Origin of the sequence: Rubripirellula obstinata, assembly GCF_001642955.1 — a bacterium.
GTDB lineage: Bacteria > Planctomycetota > Planctomycetia > Pirellulales > Pirellulaceae > Rubripirellula > Rubripirellula obstinata.
Window position 1 is genome coordinate 1 of the sequence record NZ_LWSK01000134.1, and the last position, 13,897, is coordinate 13,897.

General features: G+C 54.8%; 14 protein-coding genes. 8 read left to right on the top strand and 6 right to left on the bottom strand.

Going from position 1 to position 13,897, the window contains the following annotated elements; translation table 11 throughout:
- The first annotated feature begins 151 nt into the window (after nt 1-151).
- Nucleotides 152-1,813: an FAD-dependent oxidoreductase gene (locus RC85_RS21790; protein WP_238383200.1), complete on the top strand. Its 1,662-nt coding sequence runs from the start codon at nt 152-154 to the stop codon at nt 1,811-1,813.
- A gap of 40 nt (nt 1,814-1,853) precedes the next feature.
- On the opposite strand, the gene RC85_RS21795 is transcribed toward RC85_RS21790, so the two are convergent.
- Nucleotides 1,854-2,237, bottom strand: coding sequence for a translation initiation factor (locus RC85_RS21795; protein WP_068266858.1), 384 nt, complete (start codon nt 2,235-2,237; stop codon nt 1,854-1,856).
- A gap of 128 nt (nt 2,238-2,365) precedes the next feature.
- Here RC85_RS21795 and RC85_RS21800 point away from each other — a divergent pair, with 128 nt between their 5' ends.
- The 5 genes from RC85_RS21800 (at nt 2,366) to RC85_RS28315 (ending at nt 5,453) form a co-directional block, all read left to right on the top strand.
- Nucleotides 2,366-3,256 (top strand): serine/threonine-protein kinase, encoded by an 891-nt coding sequence (locus RC85_RS21800; protein ID WP_068266859.1) that lies wholly within the window; start codon nt 2,366-2,368, stop codon nt 3,254-3,256.
- A gap of 70 nt (nt 3,257-3,326) precedes the next feature.
- On the top strand, nt 3,327-4,169 hold the full coding sequence (locus RC85_RS21805) for a PP2C family protein-serine/threonine phosphatase (protein ID WP_068266860.1): 843 nt from the start codon (nt 3,327-3,329) through the stop codon (nt 4,167-4,169).
- Between the two features lie 9 nt (nt 4,170-4,178).
- Complete coding sequence (locus RC85_RS21810) at nt 4,179-4,829, top strand: class I SAM-dependent methyltransferase (RefSeq protein WP_068266861.1); 651 nt, start codon at nt 4,179-4,181, stop codon at nt 4,827-4,829.
- A 148-nt stretch (nt 4,830-4,977) separates the two neighbouring features.
- Complete coding sequence (locus RC85_RS21815) at nt 4,978-5,223, top strand: DUF6868 family protein (RefSeq protein ID WP_068266862.1); 246 nt, start codon at nt 4,978-4,980, stop codon at nt 5,221-5,223.
- Between the two features lie 86 nt (nt 5,224-5,309).
- Nucleotides 5,310-5,453 carry a DUF1559 family PulG-like putative transporter gene (locus RC85_RS28315; RefSeq protein WP_200836867.1) on the top strand — a complete coding sequence of 48 codons (144 nt, stop codon included), beginning with the start codon at nt 5,310-5,312 and terminating at the stop codon, nt 5,451-5,453.
- 109 nt (nt 5,454-5,562) lie between these two features.
- Here RC85_RS28315 and RC85_RS21825 read toward each other — a convergent pair whose 3' ends face one another.
- Nucleotides 5,563-6,117, bottom strand: a complete 555-nt coding sequence (locus RC85_RS21825) for a type 1 glutamine amidotransferase domain-containing protein (RefSeq protein WP_068266864.1) — start codon at nt 6,115-6,117, stop codon at nt 5,563-5,565.
- Between the two features lie 216 nt (nt 6,118-6,333).
- Between RC85_RS21825 and RC85_RS21830 the strand changes: the two genes are divergently transcribed.
- Complete coding sequence (locus RC85_RS21830; RefSeq protein ID WP_068266871.1) at nt 6,334-7,413, top strand: 3-deoxy-7-phosphoheptulonate synthase; 1,080 nt, start codon at nt 6,334-6,336, stop codon at nt 7,411-7,413.
- Between the two features lie 36 nt (nt 7,414-7,449).
- Here the strand turns inward: RC85_RS21830 and RC85_RS21835 are convergent, their stop codons facing one another.
- Nucleotides 7,450-9,204, bottom strand: coding sequence for a serine/threonine-protein kinase (locus RC85_RS21835; protein WP_068266865.1), 1,755 nt, complete (start codon nt 9,202-9,204; stop codon nt 7,450-7,452).
- 9 nt (nt 9,205-9,213) lie between these two features.
- Complete coding sequence (locus tag RC85_RS21840; RefSeq protein WP_068266866.1) at nt 9,214-9,864, bottom strand: sigma-70 family RNA polymerase sigma factor; 651 nt, start codon at nt 9,862-9,864, stop codon at nt 9,214-9,216.
- A 305-nt stretch (nt 9,865-10,169) separates the two neighbouring features.
- Between RC85_RS21840 and RC85_RS21845 the strand changes: the two genes are divergently transcribed.
- A complete protein-coding gene (locus tag RC85_RS21845; protein WP_068266867.1) occupies nt 10,170-11,735 on the top strand; it encodes a cryptochrome/photolyase family protein in 1,566 nt (521 codons plus the stop codon).
- Between the two features lie 119 nt (nt 11,736-11,854).
- On the opposite strand, the gene RC85_RS21850 is transcribed toward RC85_RS21845, so the two are convergent.
- Nucleotides 11,855-12,244 carry an SseB family protein gene (locus RC85_RS21850; RefSeq protein ID WP_068266868.1) on the bottom strand — a complete coding sequence of 130 codons (390 nt, stop codon included), beginning with the start codon at nt 12,242-12,244 and terminating at the stop codon, nt 11,855-11,857.
- Between the two features lie 152 nt (nt 12,245-12,396).
- Entirely contained in the window at nt 12,397-13,674 is a 1,278-nt protein-coding gene (gene lysA, locus RC85_RS21855; RefSeq protein WP_068266869.1) for a diaminopimelate decarboxylase, read from the bottom strand.
- Nucleotides 13,675-13,897 lie beyond the last annotated feature (223 nt).

The window sequence follows — 13,897 nt, forward strand, 5'->3', positions numbered from 1 at the left end:
CTTTGTTGAATGATCTGCGGGCTACCCCTCGTACGATCGAATAGCAGCTTGCGATGCAAATCGGAACTTCCAAAGAAAACCCGAATTTCACCTTGACTAAGATTCCCTCATAGCAGCGAAAGGCGACTACCAACCTGTAACCCTAAAAGAGATGACTCAAATGAAGATCGTGATCGTTGGTGGTGTTGCTGGCGGAGCATCCGCGGCGGCTCGTGCTAGAAGGCTTGATGAAACTGCTGAAATCGTTGTGCTTGAGCGTGGGCATCATCCTTCGTTTGCCAATTGCGGCTTGCCCTATTATGTCGGCGGGAAAATTGAGTCGCGAAAAAAACTGCTGGTTGCGCCGGTGGAGATGCTGCGCAACCGTCATCGCTTAGACGTCCGCGTTCGCAGCCAAGTGACCAAGATTGACCGCGATCGCAAGCAGGTTCATGTGTCGAATCTGGAAACGGGGGACCAGTACACCGAATCGTTCGACAAGCTAATCATTGCAACTGGCGCGTCGCCGTTTCGTCCACCCATTCCCGGAATCGACAGTTCAAAGGTGCTTGAATTACGTGACCTGACTGACGCCGATCGAATGCACGCGATCGCTACTTCGGGTGTGAAGCGTGCTGTGATCGTCGGCGCTGGATTCATCGGCATGGAAGTGGCGGAGAACCTAGTTCTGCGCGGCATTGATGTCACTGTTGTGGAGTTGGCCGACCAAATTTTGCCGCCTTGGGATCGTGAAATGATCCAGCCAATCGAGAAACACTTGGGTGAACAGGGAGTGAAGGTTCTTTTGGGTGAATCCGCGATTGGCTTTCAGGAATCGGCAGGTGATGGTTTGACGATTCAGTTGAAGTCTGGGCAGAGTTTGGACGCCGACTTTGCGGTTGTCAGCATCGGCGTTCGACCTGAAAGCCAGTTGGCAGTTGACGCGGATATTGAATGTGGTCCCGGCGGTGGCATCATCGTCAACGATTCGATGCAAACGTCGGATCCCAATATCTACGCCGTTGGCGACGTGACGCAAGTGTCATGCTTTGTATCGAAAACGCCGGTTCAAATTCCGTTGGCCGGTCCAGCGAATCGACAAGGCCGAATCGCGGCGGATCATATTTTTGGTCGGTCGTCGACCTATCGCGGGACGCAAGGCACAGCCGTGGTGGGCGTCTTTGGGATGACCGCGGCGATGACCGGTTTGAGTGAAAAGCTGCTGCAGCGACACGACATGCCCTACGAAAAAATTTATGTTCACCCTTCGGATCACGCTGGGTATTATCCGGGTGCCCAGGGTCTGACATTGAAACTGCTGTTTGATCCGATCGACGGTGTGATTTTGGGTGCCCAGTGCGTTGGAACCAACGGCGTCGACAAACGGATCGACGTGATCGCGATGGCCATCCAAGCCAGCATGACGGTGTACGACTTGGAAGAAGCAGAGTTGTGTTACGCACCCCAATACGGGCATGCGAAAGACCCAATAAACATGGCGGGTTTTGTTGCGTCCGGAGTCCTTCGGGGCGATCAACCGGTGTTGCACGTTGACGATATTCAATCCAAAGAAGATTCAGAGCGTTTTTTGTTGGACGTGCGCAGCGAAGGCGAATTTAGCGATGGGCACATTCCAGACGCAACCAACATTCCGCTGGAATCACTCCGCGAACATCTTGCCGAACTCCCCAGCGATCAACCGATCGCAGCCTACTGCAAAGTCGGTCAACGTGGTTACGTCGCAACACGAATTTTGCGTCAAAACGGATTCGATGCAGCCAACGTGAGCGGCGGCTACACATCGTGGATGCGGCGATCGCTGGATTCAGAGTGAGCGTTTCCAATTCTTGGAATGCTCCACCGGCAGACGAAGCCTACTGCTTGACTCGATATCCGAGTTCTTTAATCTCGCTGACGATCTTTTCTTGATGATCGCCCTGCAATTCGATCAGATCATCCTTGGCCTTGACCGTCCCGCCGGTTCCGCACGCGGCTTGTAACTGAGTCAGGATTGACGGCAAGTCGTTGGCCTTGGCGGTCAAGCCTTCGACGACGGTCACCATGCGTCCGCCCTTGCGTTTTTGGACGCTGATCCGTGCGGTTTGCTGCGAAGGTGGCAACCGATCCGCCTGCCGCTGTTTTGCCGATTCCCGATCGGCCTTGTCTTGCGCCGTGCAAACGCATTCGCTTTCAAGCTTGCCGCAATGATCGCACTGTGGCGGAATGTCGAAGGGAGTTCCAGCGAAGAGGCTTGTCATCAGGCGGCGGTGGGGTTGTAGTGTGGTCGGTGAAGCGAGTCAAACAAAATTGATCGGTGCGATAGTTTACAACGCCGCACGGCAGCGTAACATCTAGCAGTATTCGATGGCCCTTCATTCCCACACCCATGCAGCCCAGCACCTTGCCGCGTTCTGAAATCTCGAACTCTGCGAAAACGAACTCTGCGAAAACGAATGCCGCGAAAGCGGTCCGAGTCGGCAGTCGTTTGGGCAAGTACCGGCTGGATCGCCGGATTGGCCGAGGTGGTTTTGCGGACGTCTATGCGGCAACCGACACGCTGCTTTCGATTAAGGTCGCACTGAAGATTCCAAACATGCGTTGGGTTACCGATGACCTGATCAGCGAGTTTCGCCGCGAAGCCAAGCTGACGATGAGCCTGGAACATCCCGGCATCCTGCCGATCCGAGACGCCAGTTTTATTGATGGTAACTTTGTGATCGTATCGCCGCTTGCGACGCGGACGTTGGACGAGCGAATCAAGAAACGCATGAGTTTTGAAACTGCGTTTGAGTTCACGGCCGAATTGCTGGACGCGACAGCACACGCGCATTCTCGCGGCGTGATTCACTGCGACATCAAACCAGAAAACGTGCTGCTCTTTCGCGATCCTGACACGAACACCGATACGCTGCGGTTGACTGATTTTGGCATCGCCAAAGCTGCGCAGAAAACGATCAGCGGTTCAGGAACGGGAACGCTGGGGTACATGGCACCTGAACAGGCGATGGGAAAACCGTCCAAACGCAGCGACGTTTTTTCGATCGGATTGATTGCCTACCGGATGCTATCAAGCCATTGGCCCGAGTACCCGTTCGAGTGGCCGTTTCCAGGTTCTGCTGCGATCCGCAAACGAGTTCATCCCAGCGTAATCGCTATCATTCAAAAATCCGTTGCGATCAAACCTCGCGAACGTTTCGCGGATGCCGAAAAAATGGCCCAAGCTTGGGAAAAGTCGCGTTTGAAGGCATTTCGATTCGCTCGCCGGGATAGAAACTGAGTATTGGTGGTAAACTTTAACGCGTTACACTACGGCCACACCACATCTCATTGATACCTGAATCCCAACGATGCCCGCGTTACTGACACCTCCCCACCGATGTTTCCTGGAAGGCAACATGGATCAGCCCGAACTGATCTGTATTGGTGAAGGAGCTGCTGCAGATGGGCATCTGGTTGCATTCTCGCGAGTTTGTCCAGGCAAAGAAGAACCCAACGACGACAGCGCAGCAATCATCTACACCCCGTGTGGTTCGATTGTGATGGCTGTAGCAGACGGTGTCGGCGGAGCTCCGCTTGGATACAAGGCGTCCGCGATCGCGATGGAGTGTTTGGCCGAAAGCCTGACCGCGTCTACTTTGGATCCTGCACTGCATTCGGCTGATCTTCGTCCAGCAATTTTGGACGGAATCGAAAAAGCGAACGCTGAAATTTTGGACATGGGCACCGGTGCGGCAACGACGATCTCGGTCGTGGAAGTCCGAAATCGAATCGCTCGTGGATATCAAGTTGGCGATTCGATGGCCATGATCGTGGGTCAACGCGGGGCGATCCGTTGGAAATCGATGTCACATTCACCGGTCGGCTACGCGATCGAGTCGGGGATGATCGACGAAGCGGATGCGATGCATCATGACGAACGTCACATCGTGTCAAATCTGGTCGGGTCTCGCAGCATGCACATCGAAATCGGTCCCGCCGTTTCGCTCTCAGCTCGCGATTCAATCGTCATTGCCAGCGACGGATTATTCGACAATCTACACCTCGGCGAAGTCTCAGCGATCGCTCGTGTTGGTCGGCCACTGGATCGAATGAATTCGCTGGTCAAGTTGGCGACCGACCGCATGGAACAGACTGATGCCGACGTTCCCGGAAAACCGGATGACTTGGCAATCCTGTTGATGACGCCCTAGGCATGCATCATGCCGCGTCTTGACGAACGTCTAAAAACGGTCGCTCGCCAAATTCGCTGGCCCGTCCACGCCGACATCGGTTCGGACCACGGGCACTTGCTAAAAGCGCTGCTAACGGCTGGCCGAATTGATCGCGGCATTGCGATTGAAAACAAACGCCAACCGTTTGAAAATTCTCACAGCACGCTGTTGGGATTAAATGCCGAAGTGCGACTTGCCGATGGGTTTGCTGGATTGGTGCAAGACGAAGCCGATGGCGTCAGCATTTGTGGAATGGGTGCCAGATCGATGGTTCGCATTTTGAAGACCTTCCCTGATCGAGTCCCAAAGAATGTTGTTGTCCAACCCAATCGCAATCCAGAACTGCTGCGACAATGGGGAATCGAAGCAGGCTTTCACTTAAACGACGAACAGTCGGCCGCCGGACGTTGGGAATACGTGATCATGCGGTTCGAGCAAAATCGACATGCAAGCGATCCTGCGTATCAGGGGCTCGATCGTAAAGCAGCCATACTTTTCGGGCCGCATTTTTGCAAACGAAACGAGCCGGGTTGGCGAATGCAATTGGCTGAGGAAAAGCGATACATTGAAACGCGTGGTCGATTGGGAAAAGCGATGCAACAAAGGCTCGATGCAATTGAGTGTGTTCTTTCCTCGTAGTGTTCATCGAAATCGTCTAAGCTAACGCTGCTGTTCGATAGAGAATCGAGCGAAAAAGAAATGTCGCCTTTCACGCTGCGAAAGTACGAACACAGTTTCGCGGAGCGAAAGGCGACTATCAATCACCTCTGCCTGCTGGATTTTTGTCATGACACTCAATGAAATCGCCAACTTTCTTGGTTGGTGTACGCTGATCAACTTTGGCCTGCTGATTTTGTCGACGACCGCGTTGGTTGTTGGGCGAAACTTTGTGGCAAACCTGCATGCAAAGTGGTTTGAAGTCGATGCAGCAGACCTGCGCAAAAGCTACTTCCAATACTTAGCCAACTACAAATTGCTGGTCTTGGTATTCAACTTGGTGCCGTATCTAGCGCTGCGGATTTTGGCCAACTAAGCAATTGTTCCGAAATAACATCCGCATTCCAGTTAAACCGCGTGGGCATCGACCTGCGCGCTCGGGGACGCGCGACGCGCGGGGCGATGCCCACGCGGTTAAACAATTTAGAAACCCTGCGCGGCGTTGGGGGCACTGCTCTGATCAGTCATCACCACGGCGGTACTCGCGTTCTGCTGGGCGATGGTGCGGTCAATTTTGTGACCGATTCGATCGACGCTGGAAACTAAATTAAATAACGGTCAAGTCAGATTTGGTTTTACCGGAAACCAAACTCCCGATTCTCGAAGCCCCACGGCTTGCGGGGAACGCTGGGAACCCGATCTAGCAAAACGGACTTTACGCCTTTAGCATCAGTGCAATCAGGGCTCGGCAGAAGTCTGGCAAATCGTCGGGTCTTCTGCTGGAAACATGGTGGCCATCGACGACGACGGATTTGTCTTCGTAGGTGGCACCGGCGTTGACTAGGTCGTCCTTGATTCCTGGTGATCCGGTCACGCGGACGCCTTTGTAGACGCCTGCCGAAATTGGAATCCAGCCGCCGTGACAAATCGCGGCAATCGGCTTGCGGGCTCGGTCGAAATCTCGGACCAAATCCAACAGCACGGTGTCGCGGCGGAGTTTGTCCGGCATAAATCCGCCTGGAACGACCAGGGCATCAAAATCGGCCTCGACCATATCGCTGATCGCCGCTTCGCTTTTGCACGGGTAACCATGCTTTCCCGCGTACGGCTGATTGGCTTCCGGTCCGGCCATCAACGTCGATGCACCCGCCTCTTCTAACCGCAGTTTGGGATACCAGAGCTCGAGATCTTCGTAAATCTCGCCGGTCAGAAGCAGGACTCGTTTCCCGGTCAGCGGTAAATTGCTCGAATCGTGGTTGGATTGTGTCATCCCATGTTCCCTGAAGTTTTTTGGAGTCGTTGAACGCTCTACAGGATAGACTTTGCAGCCAATTCTGGCCCCCGCCTTACGAGTTTTTTTTCGGCCTGTGACATGGGCTCGGCAACGTCAATTCGGCCAACTGCACAAGCAGGGATTGATCTTTTTCGCCCATCAACGATAGTCGAAGCCCACGAACCGATTCTGATTCAACGCCTAGGCAACTTGATGACCAAAGAAAACCAGACTTCGACACTTGCACCAGCAACGGATGACCTCCGCATTAGAGCAATGAAACCGCTGATGCGACCTCAAGAGTTGATGGAAGAAATCCCGGCAACGCCGACCGTCGCCCAGACCGTTGCCGATGGTCGCGCCGGGATCCAAAAGGTCTTATCCGGTGCCGATGATCGTTTGGTCGTCGTTGTCGGTCCCTGTTCGATCCACGACCCGGACGCGGCGATCGATTACGCCAAACTGTTGGCGGTTGAACAGCAAAAGCACCAAGGCGAACTGCTGATTGTGATGCGGGTTTATTTCGAGAAGCCGCGGACAACCGTTGGCTGGAAAGGCCTGATCAACGATCCGAATTTGAACGATAGCTTTGAAATCAACCAAGGGCTGCGGACCGCTCGAGGCCTGCTGCGAGACATCAGTGCACTCGGTTTGCCAACGGGAACAGAATTCTTGGACTTGATCAGCCCGCAATATGTTGCCGACTTGGTCGGTTGGGGTGCGATTGGGGCGCGGACGACTGAAAGCCAGGGGCACCGCGAATTGGCGTCGGGTTTGTCATGCCCGGTCGGTTTCAAAAACGGGACCAGCGGCAATGTTCAAATCGCAGTCGATGCCATTTGTTCTGCTTCGCGACCGCACCACTTTTTGTCGGTCACCAAAGAAGGCACCTCGGCCATCTTTGCGACCACCGGCAACAGCGATTGTCACGTCATCATGCGAGGCGGCCTGCACACGAATTACGATGCAGCCAGCATCGATACGGCATCGGCATTACTGGAAAAGGCAAAGCTGAAACCGCGAATCATGATCGACACCTCTCATGCCAACAGTCGAAAACTGCACAAGCGACAGCGTTACGTTTGCCGCGACGTTTGCAGCCAGGTTGCCGACGGCGACCATCGAATCATGGGCGTGATGGTGGAAAGCAACTTGGTCGAAGGAAACCAAAGTCTCAGCGATGGCAACTTGGTCCGCGGCAAAAGCATCACGGACGCCTGCATCGGTTGGGACGAAACCGTCGCAGTGCTACAGGATCTTGCCGACGCGGTCGCCGCCCGGCGTAAGGCTTGATAGAGCGGGTTACGGACTACTCTTGGACTCAATGCTCTAAACCCGGCGCAGTCGCGATTGGCGGGAATACTTAAAGCCGGGCACGAAGAAACATGCGGCTGCGACGACTCCGAAAATTAGGTGCGAGAATTCAGGTTGGAAAGCCATCGCGACCGCGGCCAGCAACAGTGCCGTGGCCTGGATGTAGAACACTCCGCTTAACATGCCTGCTTTGACGATGAAAACCATCGCGCTGATCACGCCCAGCATCGGTGACAATCGCAGCACGGGCAGACCCATCCACCACTCGAACGGGAACAGCAATCCGATGGCGATCATGCTGGCACCCCAAACGTGCGCGACCTGCCTTTCGATAAACGTGACCGGTCCCATCCGTTGTCGCATCTTCCAAAACACCGCGGCCCACGCACCCAAACCTAGCGTCCACATCGTCGCGTAGATCCAACGCTGTTGAACGTCCTGGTAATCGAGCGTAAACGTCAACAAACAAGCGACCAGCAAAACGAGCGAGTGCCAAATCCAAAGCGTGCCCCAGTTTTCCAGAACCGACGCGTGATGTGTTTCGCGAAACAGGCGTGCGATCACCTGGCTAAACCGTCCGCTTCGGGCGGACACTCGTTCATCCGCCAAGTACGCCGCCAAGTCATCCGCCAACGCATCCGCGGTTTCGTAGCGAAGGTCGATCGGTTTTTGCATGCAGCGAACCACGATCATTTCCAGATCGCGATTCATGTCTGGCCTTAAAACTCGCGGCGGCACCGGATCCTGCTCGATCACCATCATCACCACATCCATCGGTGAATCGGCGATGAATGGCGAACGGCCGGTCAGTGCAAAGTACAAAACGCAGCCAAGCCCATAGATGTCAGACGCGGGACCGACCGCAATCCGCCGACCGCTGGCCTGTTCGGGCGACATGTACGCCGGCGTCCCCAGCAACATTCCGCTTCGCGTGAGGTCTTGGTTGGCGGAGTCGCTATTTTCCAAATTGCGGGCGCCTGAATCTCCACTCGAATCACCCACCGCGCCCGATTGCTTTGCCAAGCCAAAGTCTGAAATCAGCGCAGTGCCATCTTTGGAAATCAGAACGTTGCTGGGCTTCAAATCGCGATGCAGAATTCCAGCACGGTGGGCGCAGCCGATTGCTCGAGCGATTGCTTTGACGATTTCTGCGGCTTGTCGCTGGGGCAGTGGTCCGCTTTGAACCAATTCAGTCAACGTGACGCCGTCGATCAACTGCATGCTAAAGAATGGGCGGCCATCGACGTCGCCGACATCGTAGACCGGAACGATGTGCGGATGTTCCAACTTTGCGGTCGCCGAAGCCTCCGCCAAAAACCGGCTCAGATCCACATCGCTGGCCAAGCGTCCTCTTAAGATCATCTTGACCGCGACTTCGCGATCCAGGCTGATTTGTCGTGCTCGAAAAACGACGCCCATGCCACCGCGACCGAGTTCTTCGATCAATTCGTAGTCACCCACCGTGGTCGGCAGCTTCAAGCTACGCCAACGTTTCATCGGGTGACTTTTGGGGGCATCCGGACTGGTTTCCTGGTCATCCGCGGCGGGGCCTTCATCACCAACCGCGCCGGCTGTGTCGGTAATCAACACCGCGCCTAGCAAACGTTTCAATTCACCGGAGATTTCAGGATTCTGTTCGCAGATCGCTTCGATGTCGATCAATTCGCCACGACAAATCGCATCGGTCACATCCGACAAAACGTTTGCCAGTTGTTGTTCCGTTTCGCTGCAAGAAGCGTCGCTGGAATCGGTGTCGCTGGAAGTGGTCACAGGACTGGTTCAATCATCGGGTGATTCAACCTGCTGTTCTTCGAGCAGTTCACGCAGACGCCGAACCGCTCGCAGATAACGCATGCTTGCCGCTGGCGGATTCAATTTCAGCACCTCCGCGATCTCAAGATTGGTCAAATGCTCGTAGTGACGCATCAGGATAATCTCGCGGTCCTGGTCGCCGAGTTGTTCAATCACCGATTCAACCTTCTCAGCAATCTCACGCTGAGTCGCGGCGGCGGCGGGCGTCATCGCTGGATCACAAAGCTGGACCGCCAAATTCATCGTTGACTGGTCCGCAGGTCCGGCCGCCGTCATCGGCTGTTCGCGATCCATGTTGCGTTTTGCACTGACCCGATGCCGACGATAGGTATCGATGATGCGGTCCCAGGCAATTTGTCGCAGCCAAAGATGGAACGCCATCGCAGGGTCATCAAGGTACTTGCCCAATCGCCCATTGGCTTCGATCAATACATCCTGAACCACGTCCGAAACATCGACACGCCGCTGAACCTTTCGATCCAAACGCATTTCAACCAACCGCCGAATCGGACCGCGATGCCGTTCCAGCAATTTGTTGACGGCGTCGTCATCGCCATCTCGCGCAGCACCTAACAGCGTTTCAGTTTTCTCGTCACTGGGCCAGATTGATTTTGCCATGAAGCCAGGTTTGGGAGTTGGGCGGTTACCTTAGGATAGCTGGCTGGAAAGCGGTCCGAAATGCCGCAACGACCGACAGAGCAATAAATGTCGCCCGGTTTTTCCAGTCTGATCTAAAACCCACGACAAACACGTAGCTGATCCTGCCAGGGGTCAGTCGAACCCAAGCCGATTCACAACCGAACCCGAGCGGGATCAGCTACGGCTCGAAAGAGGCTCTTTGGCAATCAGACCCAGCGAAGCTTGACGCGAAACGAGACTGAAAGACACCTCAACGGCTCAACCATTTTCTACCAAACGATTTAATGCGAAATCTTATTCTTGTTTTTGGCGATCAACTCAATCACGATTCGGCGGCTTTCGATGGTTTTGATGCCGATCTGGATCAGGTTTGGATGGCGGAGAACCAGCAAGAGGCAACTCATGTTTGGAACCACCAATATCGGTTGGTAGCGTTCTTCGCGCCGATGCGGCACTTTCGCGACGAATTGAAAGACAGCGGCAAGACCGTTCTTTACAACGCTTTAAGCAGCGACCAATCCAGCGACGCCTCCGAAGCCAACGACAGCAGTTTTGCTACCATCTTATCGCAGACGTTGTCAGATCACGATTTTGAATCGATCGTGTTTGTTCGGCCCGGTGACTATCGGGTCAACGAATCCATTCACCAAGTCGCTACCAAGCACGATGTTGCCATCGACCAGCGAGAAGACCGAACGTTCTACTGTTCGCTGGACCGGTTTGATGAATGGGCCGACGGCCGTAAGTCAATGGTTTTGGAACAGTTCTATCGTGTGATGCGAAAAGAGCACGCTGTCCTGATGGATGACGATGGAAAACCGGTCGGTGGCGATTGGAATTATGACAAACAAAACCGTGGCAAGTTTGGGAAAGGCGGACCGGGCGAAGTCCGACCACCGGTCAGCTTTAAACCTGACAAGGTTACGTCCGAAGTGATCAAGATGGTTCAGTCGCGGTTTGCCGACCATCCCGGGAAAGCTGACCAGTTCGATTTGCCGGTCACACGCGACCAAGCTCTGATCGCGATGGATGATTTTGTCGATCATCGGCTGGCCATGTTCGGCGACTACCAAGACGCCATGTGGAACGATGAGATGTTCCTGTACCACTCGCGACTTTCGCACGCGATCAACCTGCATCTGTTAAGCCCCCGCGAGGTCGTTGAGGCGGCGGTGGCGGCGTTCAAAGAAGACAAGGCACCGCTGAATGCCGTCGAAGGTTTCGTGCGTCAGATTTTGGGATGGCGCGAATACGTGCGTGGCATCTACTGGTCGCGAATGCCTGAGTACGCCGAACTGAATTCGTTGGACTGCGACTGCGACCAAGACGTTCCTTCGTTCTTTTGGGACGGCAAAACCGACATGGCCTGCGTCGCTGATTCGATGCGATTGCTGATCGACACCGCGTACGCGCATCACATTCAAAGGTTGATGGTGCTTGGTTTGTTCGCTCAACTTTACGGCGTCCATCCAGCCAAGTTCAACGAGTGGCACATGGCGATGTACGCCGACGCGGTCGATTGGGTCAGCCTGCCCAACGCACTGGGAATGAGCCAGCATGGCGACGGAGGTGTGATGGCGACGAAGCCGTATTGCGCCAGCGGAAACTACATCAACCGGATGAGTAATTACTGCAAAGGATGCAAGTATAAGTATGCCGAAGCAAGCGGCGACGATGCTTGTCCATTGACGACTTTGTATTGGGATTTCTTAGACCGCAACAAAGATCGGTTTAAAGACAACCACCGCATGAGCATGCAGTTAAAAAACCTGGAGCGAAAAGACGCCGACTTGATGGAATCGATTCGCGAGCGTTCAAAGAAGATTCGCGACGGCAAAATCGCGATTTAACAGCGCTGCTTCTTTGAATTACCAACGAGCGAGAAATGAGTGTCGCCTTTCGCTCTGCGAAAGTAGCGAATCCGCTACTTTCGCGGAGCGAAAGGCGACTATAAAAAGTCGCACGGTCCTTACTTTTTGATCGCAGCGACTTCGGCGGCCAAGGCTGGGTCGATCATTGCGGACTCTTCGACTTCGGGGTCGATCAGCATGCCGAAACCTTCGGGAAGGTACTCGAGCAACGCTTCGCCTTCGACGACCAGCCCTTCGACTTCTTCGGAATCCTCGAACAGATCTTCTTGTTCTTTGACGAATTCGCCAGCCAATGCTTCGCTGGTGAAAACGACCAACGCGTCGTCGCCATCGATTTCGGCCGTCAACGCTCCGCTGCCATCTTCCTCGTCTTCGGTACCGTCGGACATGCTGATCAGCACGAATTCGGATCCAGCCATCTCTTTGCGGATCGCGGCGGCGTCACGGTCGGCGATGGCATCTAGGAAAGCGTTGGTTTCGTCAGACATGGTGTCGGTTCTTGTTCGCGGGAAAATGTGCTTTGGACGTTCAATCTCCAAAAGATCATACCCAAAAGGCACCGGGCGCAGGAGGTGACGTCCGGCCAGGCAGCAGCACCGCCGCCAGCATCGGGTGATTCATCGTTATCGCGGATCAATCATCAGTCCGGGATCACTTCGCCTCGAACCAGATCCTCAAACGTTTCTCGTTTTCGGATCAACTTGGCTTGGCCGTCTTCGATCAGCACCTCGGCCGCTCGCGTCTTGCTGTTGTAATTGCTGGCCATCACGAATCCGTAGGCACCGGCGTTTTCGATCACGATGAAATCACCGACGCGAACGATGGGCAATAGACGAGAATCGACGAATCCGCCTTCTCGCTGAGTGAAAATGTCGCCGGATTCACAAAGCGGCCCGCCGATCACCATTTCGATCGATTCTCGCTGCGACGCATCAACGGCACCGGCCGCGGCAGCAACTGAAATGGGATGGTGAGCCCCATACATGACCGGGCGAGCCAAATCGTTGAAACCGGCATCGACCAGCGTGAACAAATTGTCGCCGACTTTTTTGACGCTCCGCACTTCCGCGATCAGCGACCCGCTTTCGGCTGTCAAGAAACGCCCCGGTTCAATTTCCAGCTCGATCGGATGACCAAATTGCTCGCTGAGTCGATTTCGGACGCCGTCCCAAAGCTCGAAATACTTGGCCAAGTCCACATAAGTCTCACCATCCTTGTAGGGTATCGGTAAACCCCCGCCGGCGCTGATGGTCTTGATCGTTCGGCCGACCTGGATCGCAGCCTTTTCCATCGCACCACAAACTTCACCGAGGTGCTGCAGATCGGTGCCGCTGCCGATGTGCATGTGCAGTCCCGTGATCGTGATTCCGGACTGATCGGCACGCAGCAAGCAGTCGTCGATCTGCGTGTGCCAGATCCCGTGCTTGCTCTGTTGGCCACCGGTGTTGGTCTTCTGGCTATGGCCGTGACCAAAGCCCGGATTGATCCGCAGGGTGACGTCGCTGCCCGGTCGCCGCTCGCCCAATTGCGAGATCATGTCAGGCGAACCGCAGTTCACCATCAGCCCGTGCTCGATCACCAAATCGAGCGATTCGGCATCAAAAATATCGGCGGTGTAAACGATGTCGTGACTGCCGGGCTGGGCCGAGTATCCCGCCGCGATTGCCCGCCTGATTTCGCCCGCACTGACCGCGTCAACCACCACCCCCCGTTTGCGGACGCGATCGAGGATCGCCAGATTTCCGCATGCCTTTTGAGCGAACCGAATGACGTCGAACATCGACAGATCGCGGATCCGTTGTTCGATCGGATCGATGTCGTAGACGTACAGCGGAGTGCCGAACTGGGCGGCCAAGTCGCTGACGGATTGACCCGCGATGTCGGTTCGGGAGGTCGAGAAAGGAGGGGCGGTCTGCATGATCGAATTTGCGAAAACGGCGTGACGGGATACGAGAGATCCTTAGTGTCGTCGAGTGGCAAATACGATCAAGCGGGGGTGCTGCGGTGGGCTGACGAAAATGTTTGCGTGGAGGGAAACTGGACGACTTTGGGGGTTTGTGGCTGACCGGCCTCGGTGTTGATTGCAAATTGCAAAATGAACACTGAAAAATGTAAATTGACCAGCAAATACCGCTTCCCAA

Excerpts from the sequence above, each read along its gene's own strand:
- RC85_RS21790 (WP_238383200.1), top strand. The coding sequence starts at position 152 with ATGACTCAAATGAAGATCGTGATCGTTGGTGGTGTTGCTGGCGGAGCA.
- RC85_RS21795 (WP_068266858.1), bottom strand. The coding sequence starts at position 2,237 with ATGACAAGCCTCTTCGCTGGAACTCCCTTCGACATTCCGCCACAGTGC.
- RC85_RS21800 (WP_068266859.1), top strand. The coding sequence starts at position 2,366 with ATGCAGCCCAGCACCTTGCCGCGTTCTGAAATCTCGAACTCTGCGAAA.
- RC85_RS21805 (WP_068266860.1), top strand. The coding sequence starts at position 3,327 with ATGCCCGCGTTACTGACACCTCCCCACCGATGTTTCCTGGAAGGCAAC.
- RC85_RS21810 (WP_068266861.1), top strand. The coding sequence starts at position 4,179 with ATGCCGCGTCTTGACGAACGTCTAAAAACGGTCGCTCGCCAAATTCGC.
- RC85_RS21815 (WP_068266862.1), top strand. The coding sequence starts at position 4,978 with ATGACACTCAATGAAATCGCCAACTTTCTTGGTTGGTGTACGCTGATC.
- RC85_RS28315 (WP_200836867.1), top strand. The coding sequence starts at position 5,310 with ATGCCCACGCGGTTAAACAATTTAGAAACCCTGCGCGGCGTTGGGGGC.
- RC85_RS21825 (WP_068266864.1), bottom strand. The coding sequence starts at position 6,117 with ATGACACAATCCAACCACGATTCGAGCAATTTACCGCTGACCGGGAAA.
- RC85_RS21830 (WP_068266871.1), top strand. The coding sequence starts at position 6,334 with ATGACCAAAGAAAACCAGACTTCGACACTTGCACCAGCAACGGATGAC.
- RC85_RS21840 (WP_068266866.1), bottom strand. The coding sequence starts at position 9,864 with ATGGCAAAATCAATCTGGCCCAGTGACGAGAAAACTGAAACGCTGTTA.
- RC85_RS21845 (WP_068266867.1), top strand. The coding sequence starts at position 10,170 with ATGCGAAATCTTATTCTTGTTTTTGGCGATCAACTCAATCACGATTCG.
- RC85_RS21850 (WP_068266868.1), bottom strand. The coding sequence starts at position 12,244 with ATGTCTGACGAAACCAACGCTTTCCTAGATGCCATCGCCGACCGTGAC.
- lysA (WP_068266869.1), bottom strand. The coding sequence starts at position 13,674 with ATGCAGACCGCCCCTCCTTTCTCGACCTCCCGAACCGACATCGCGGGT.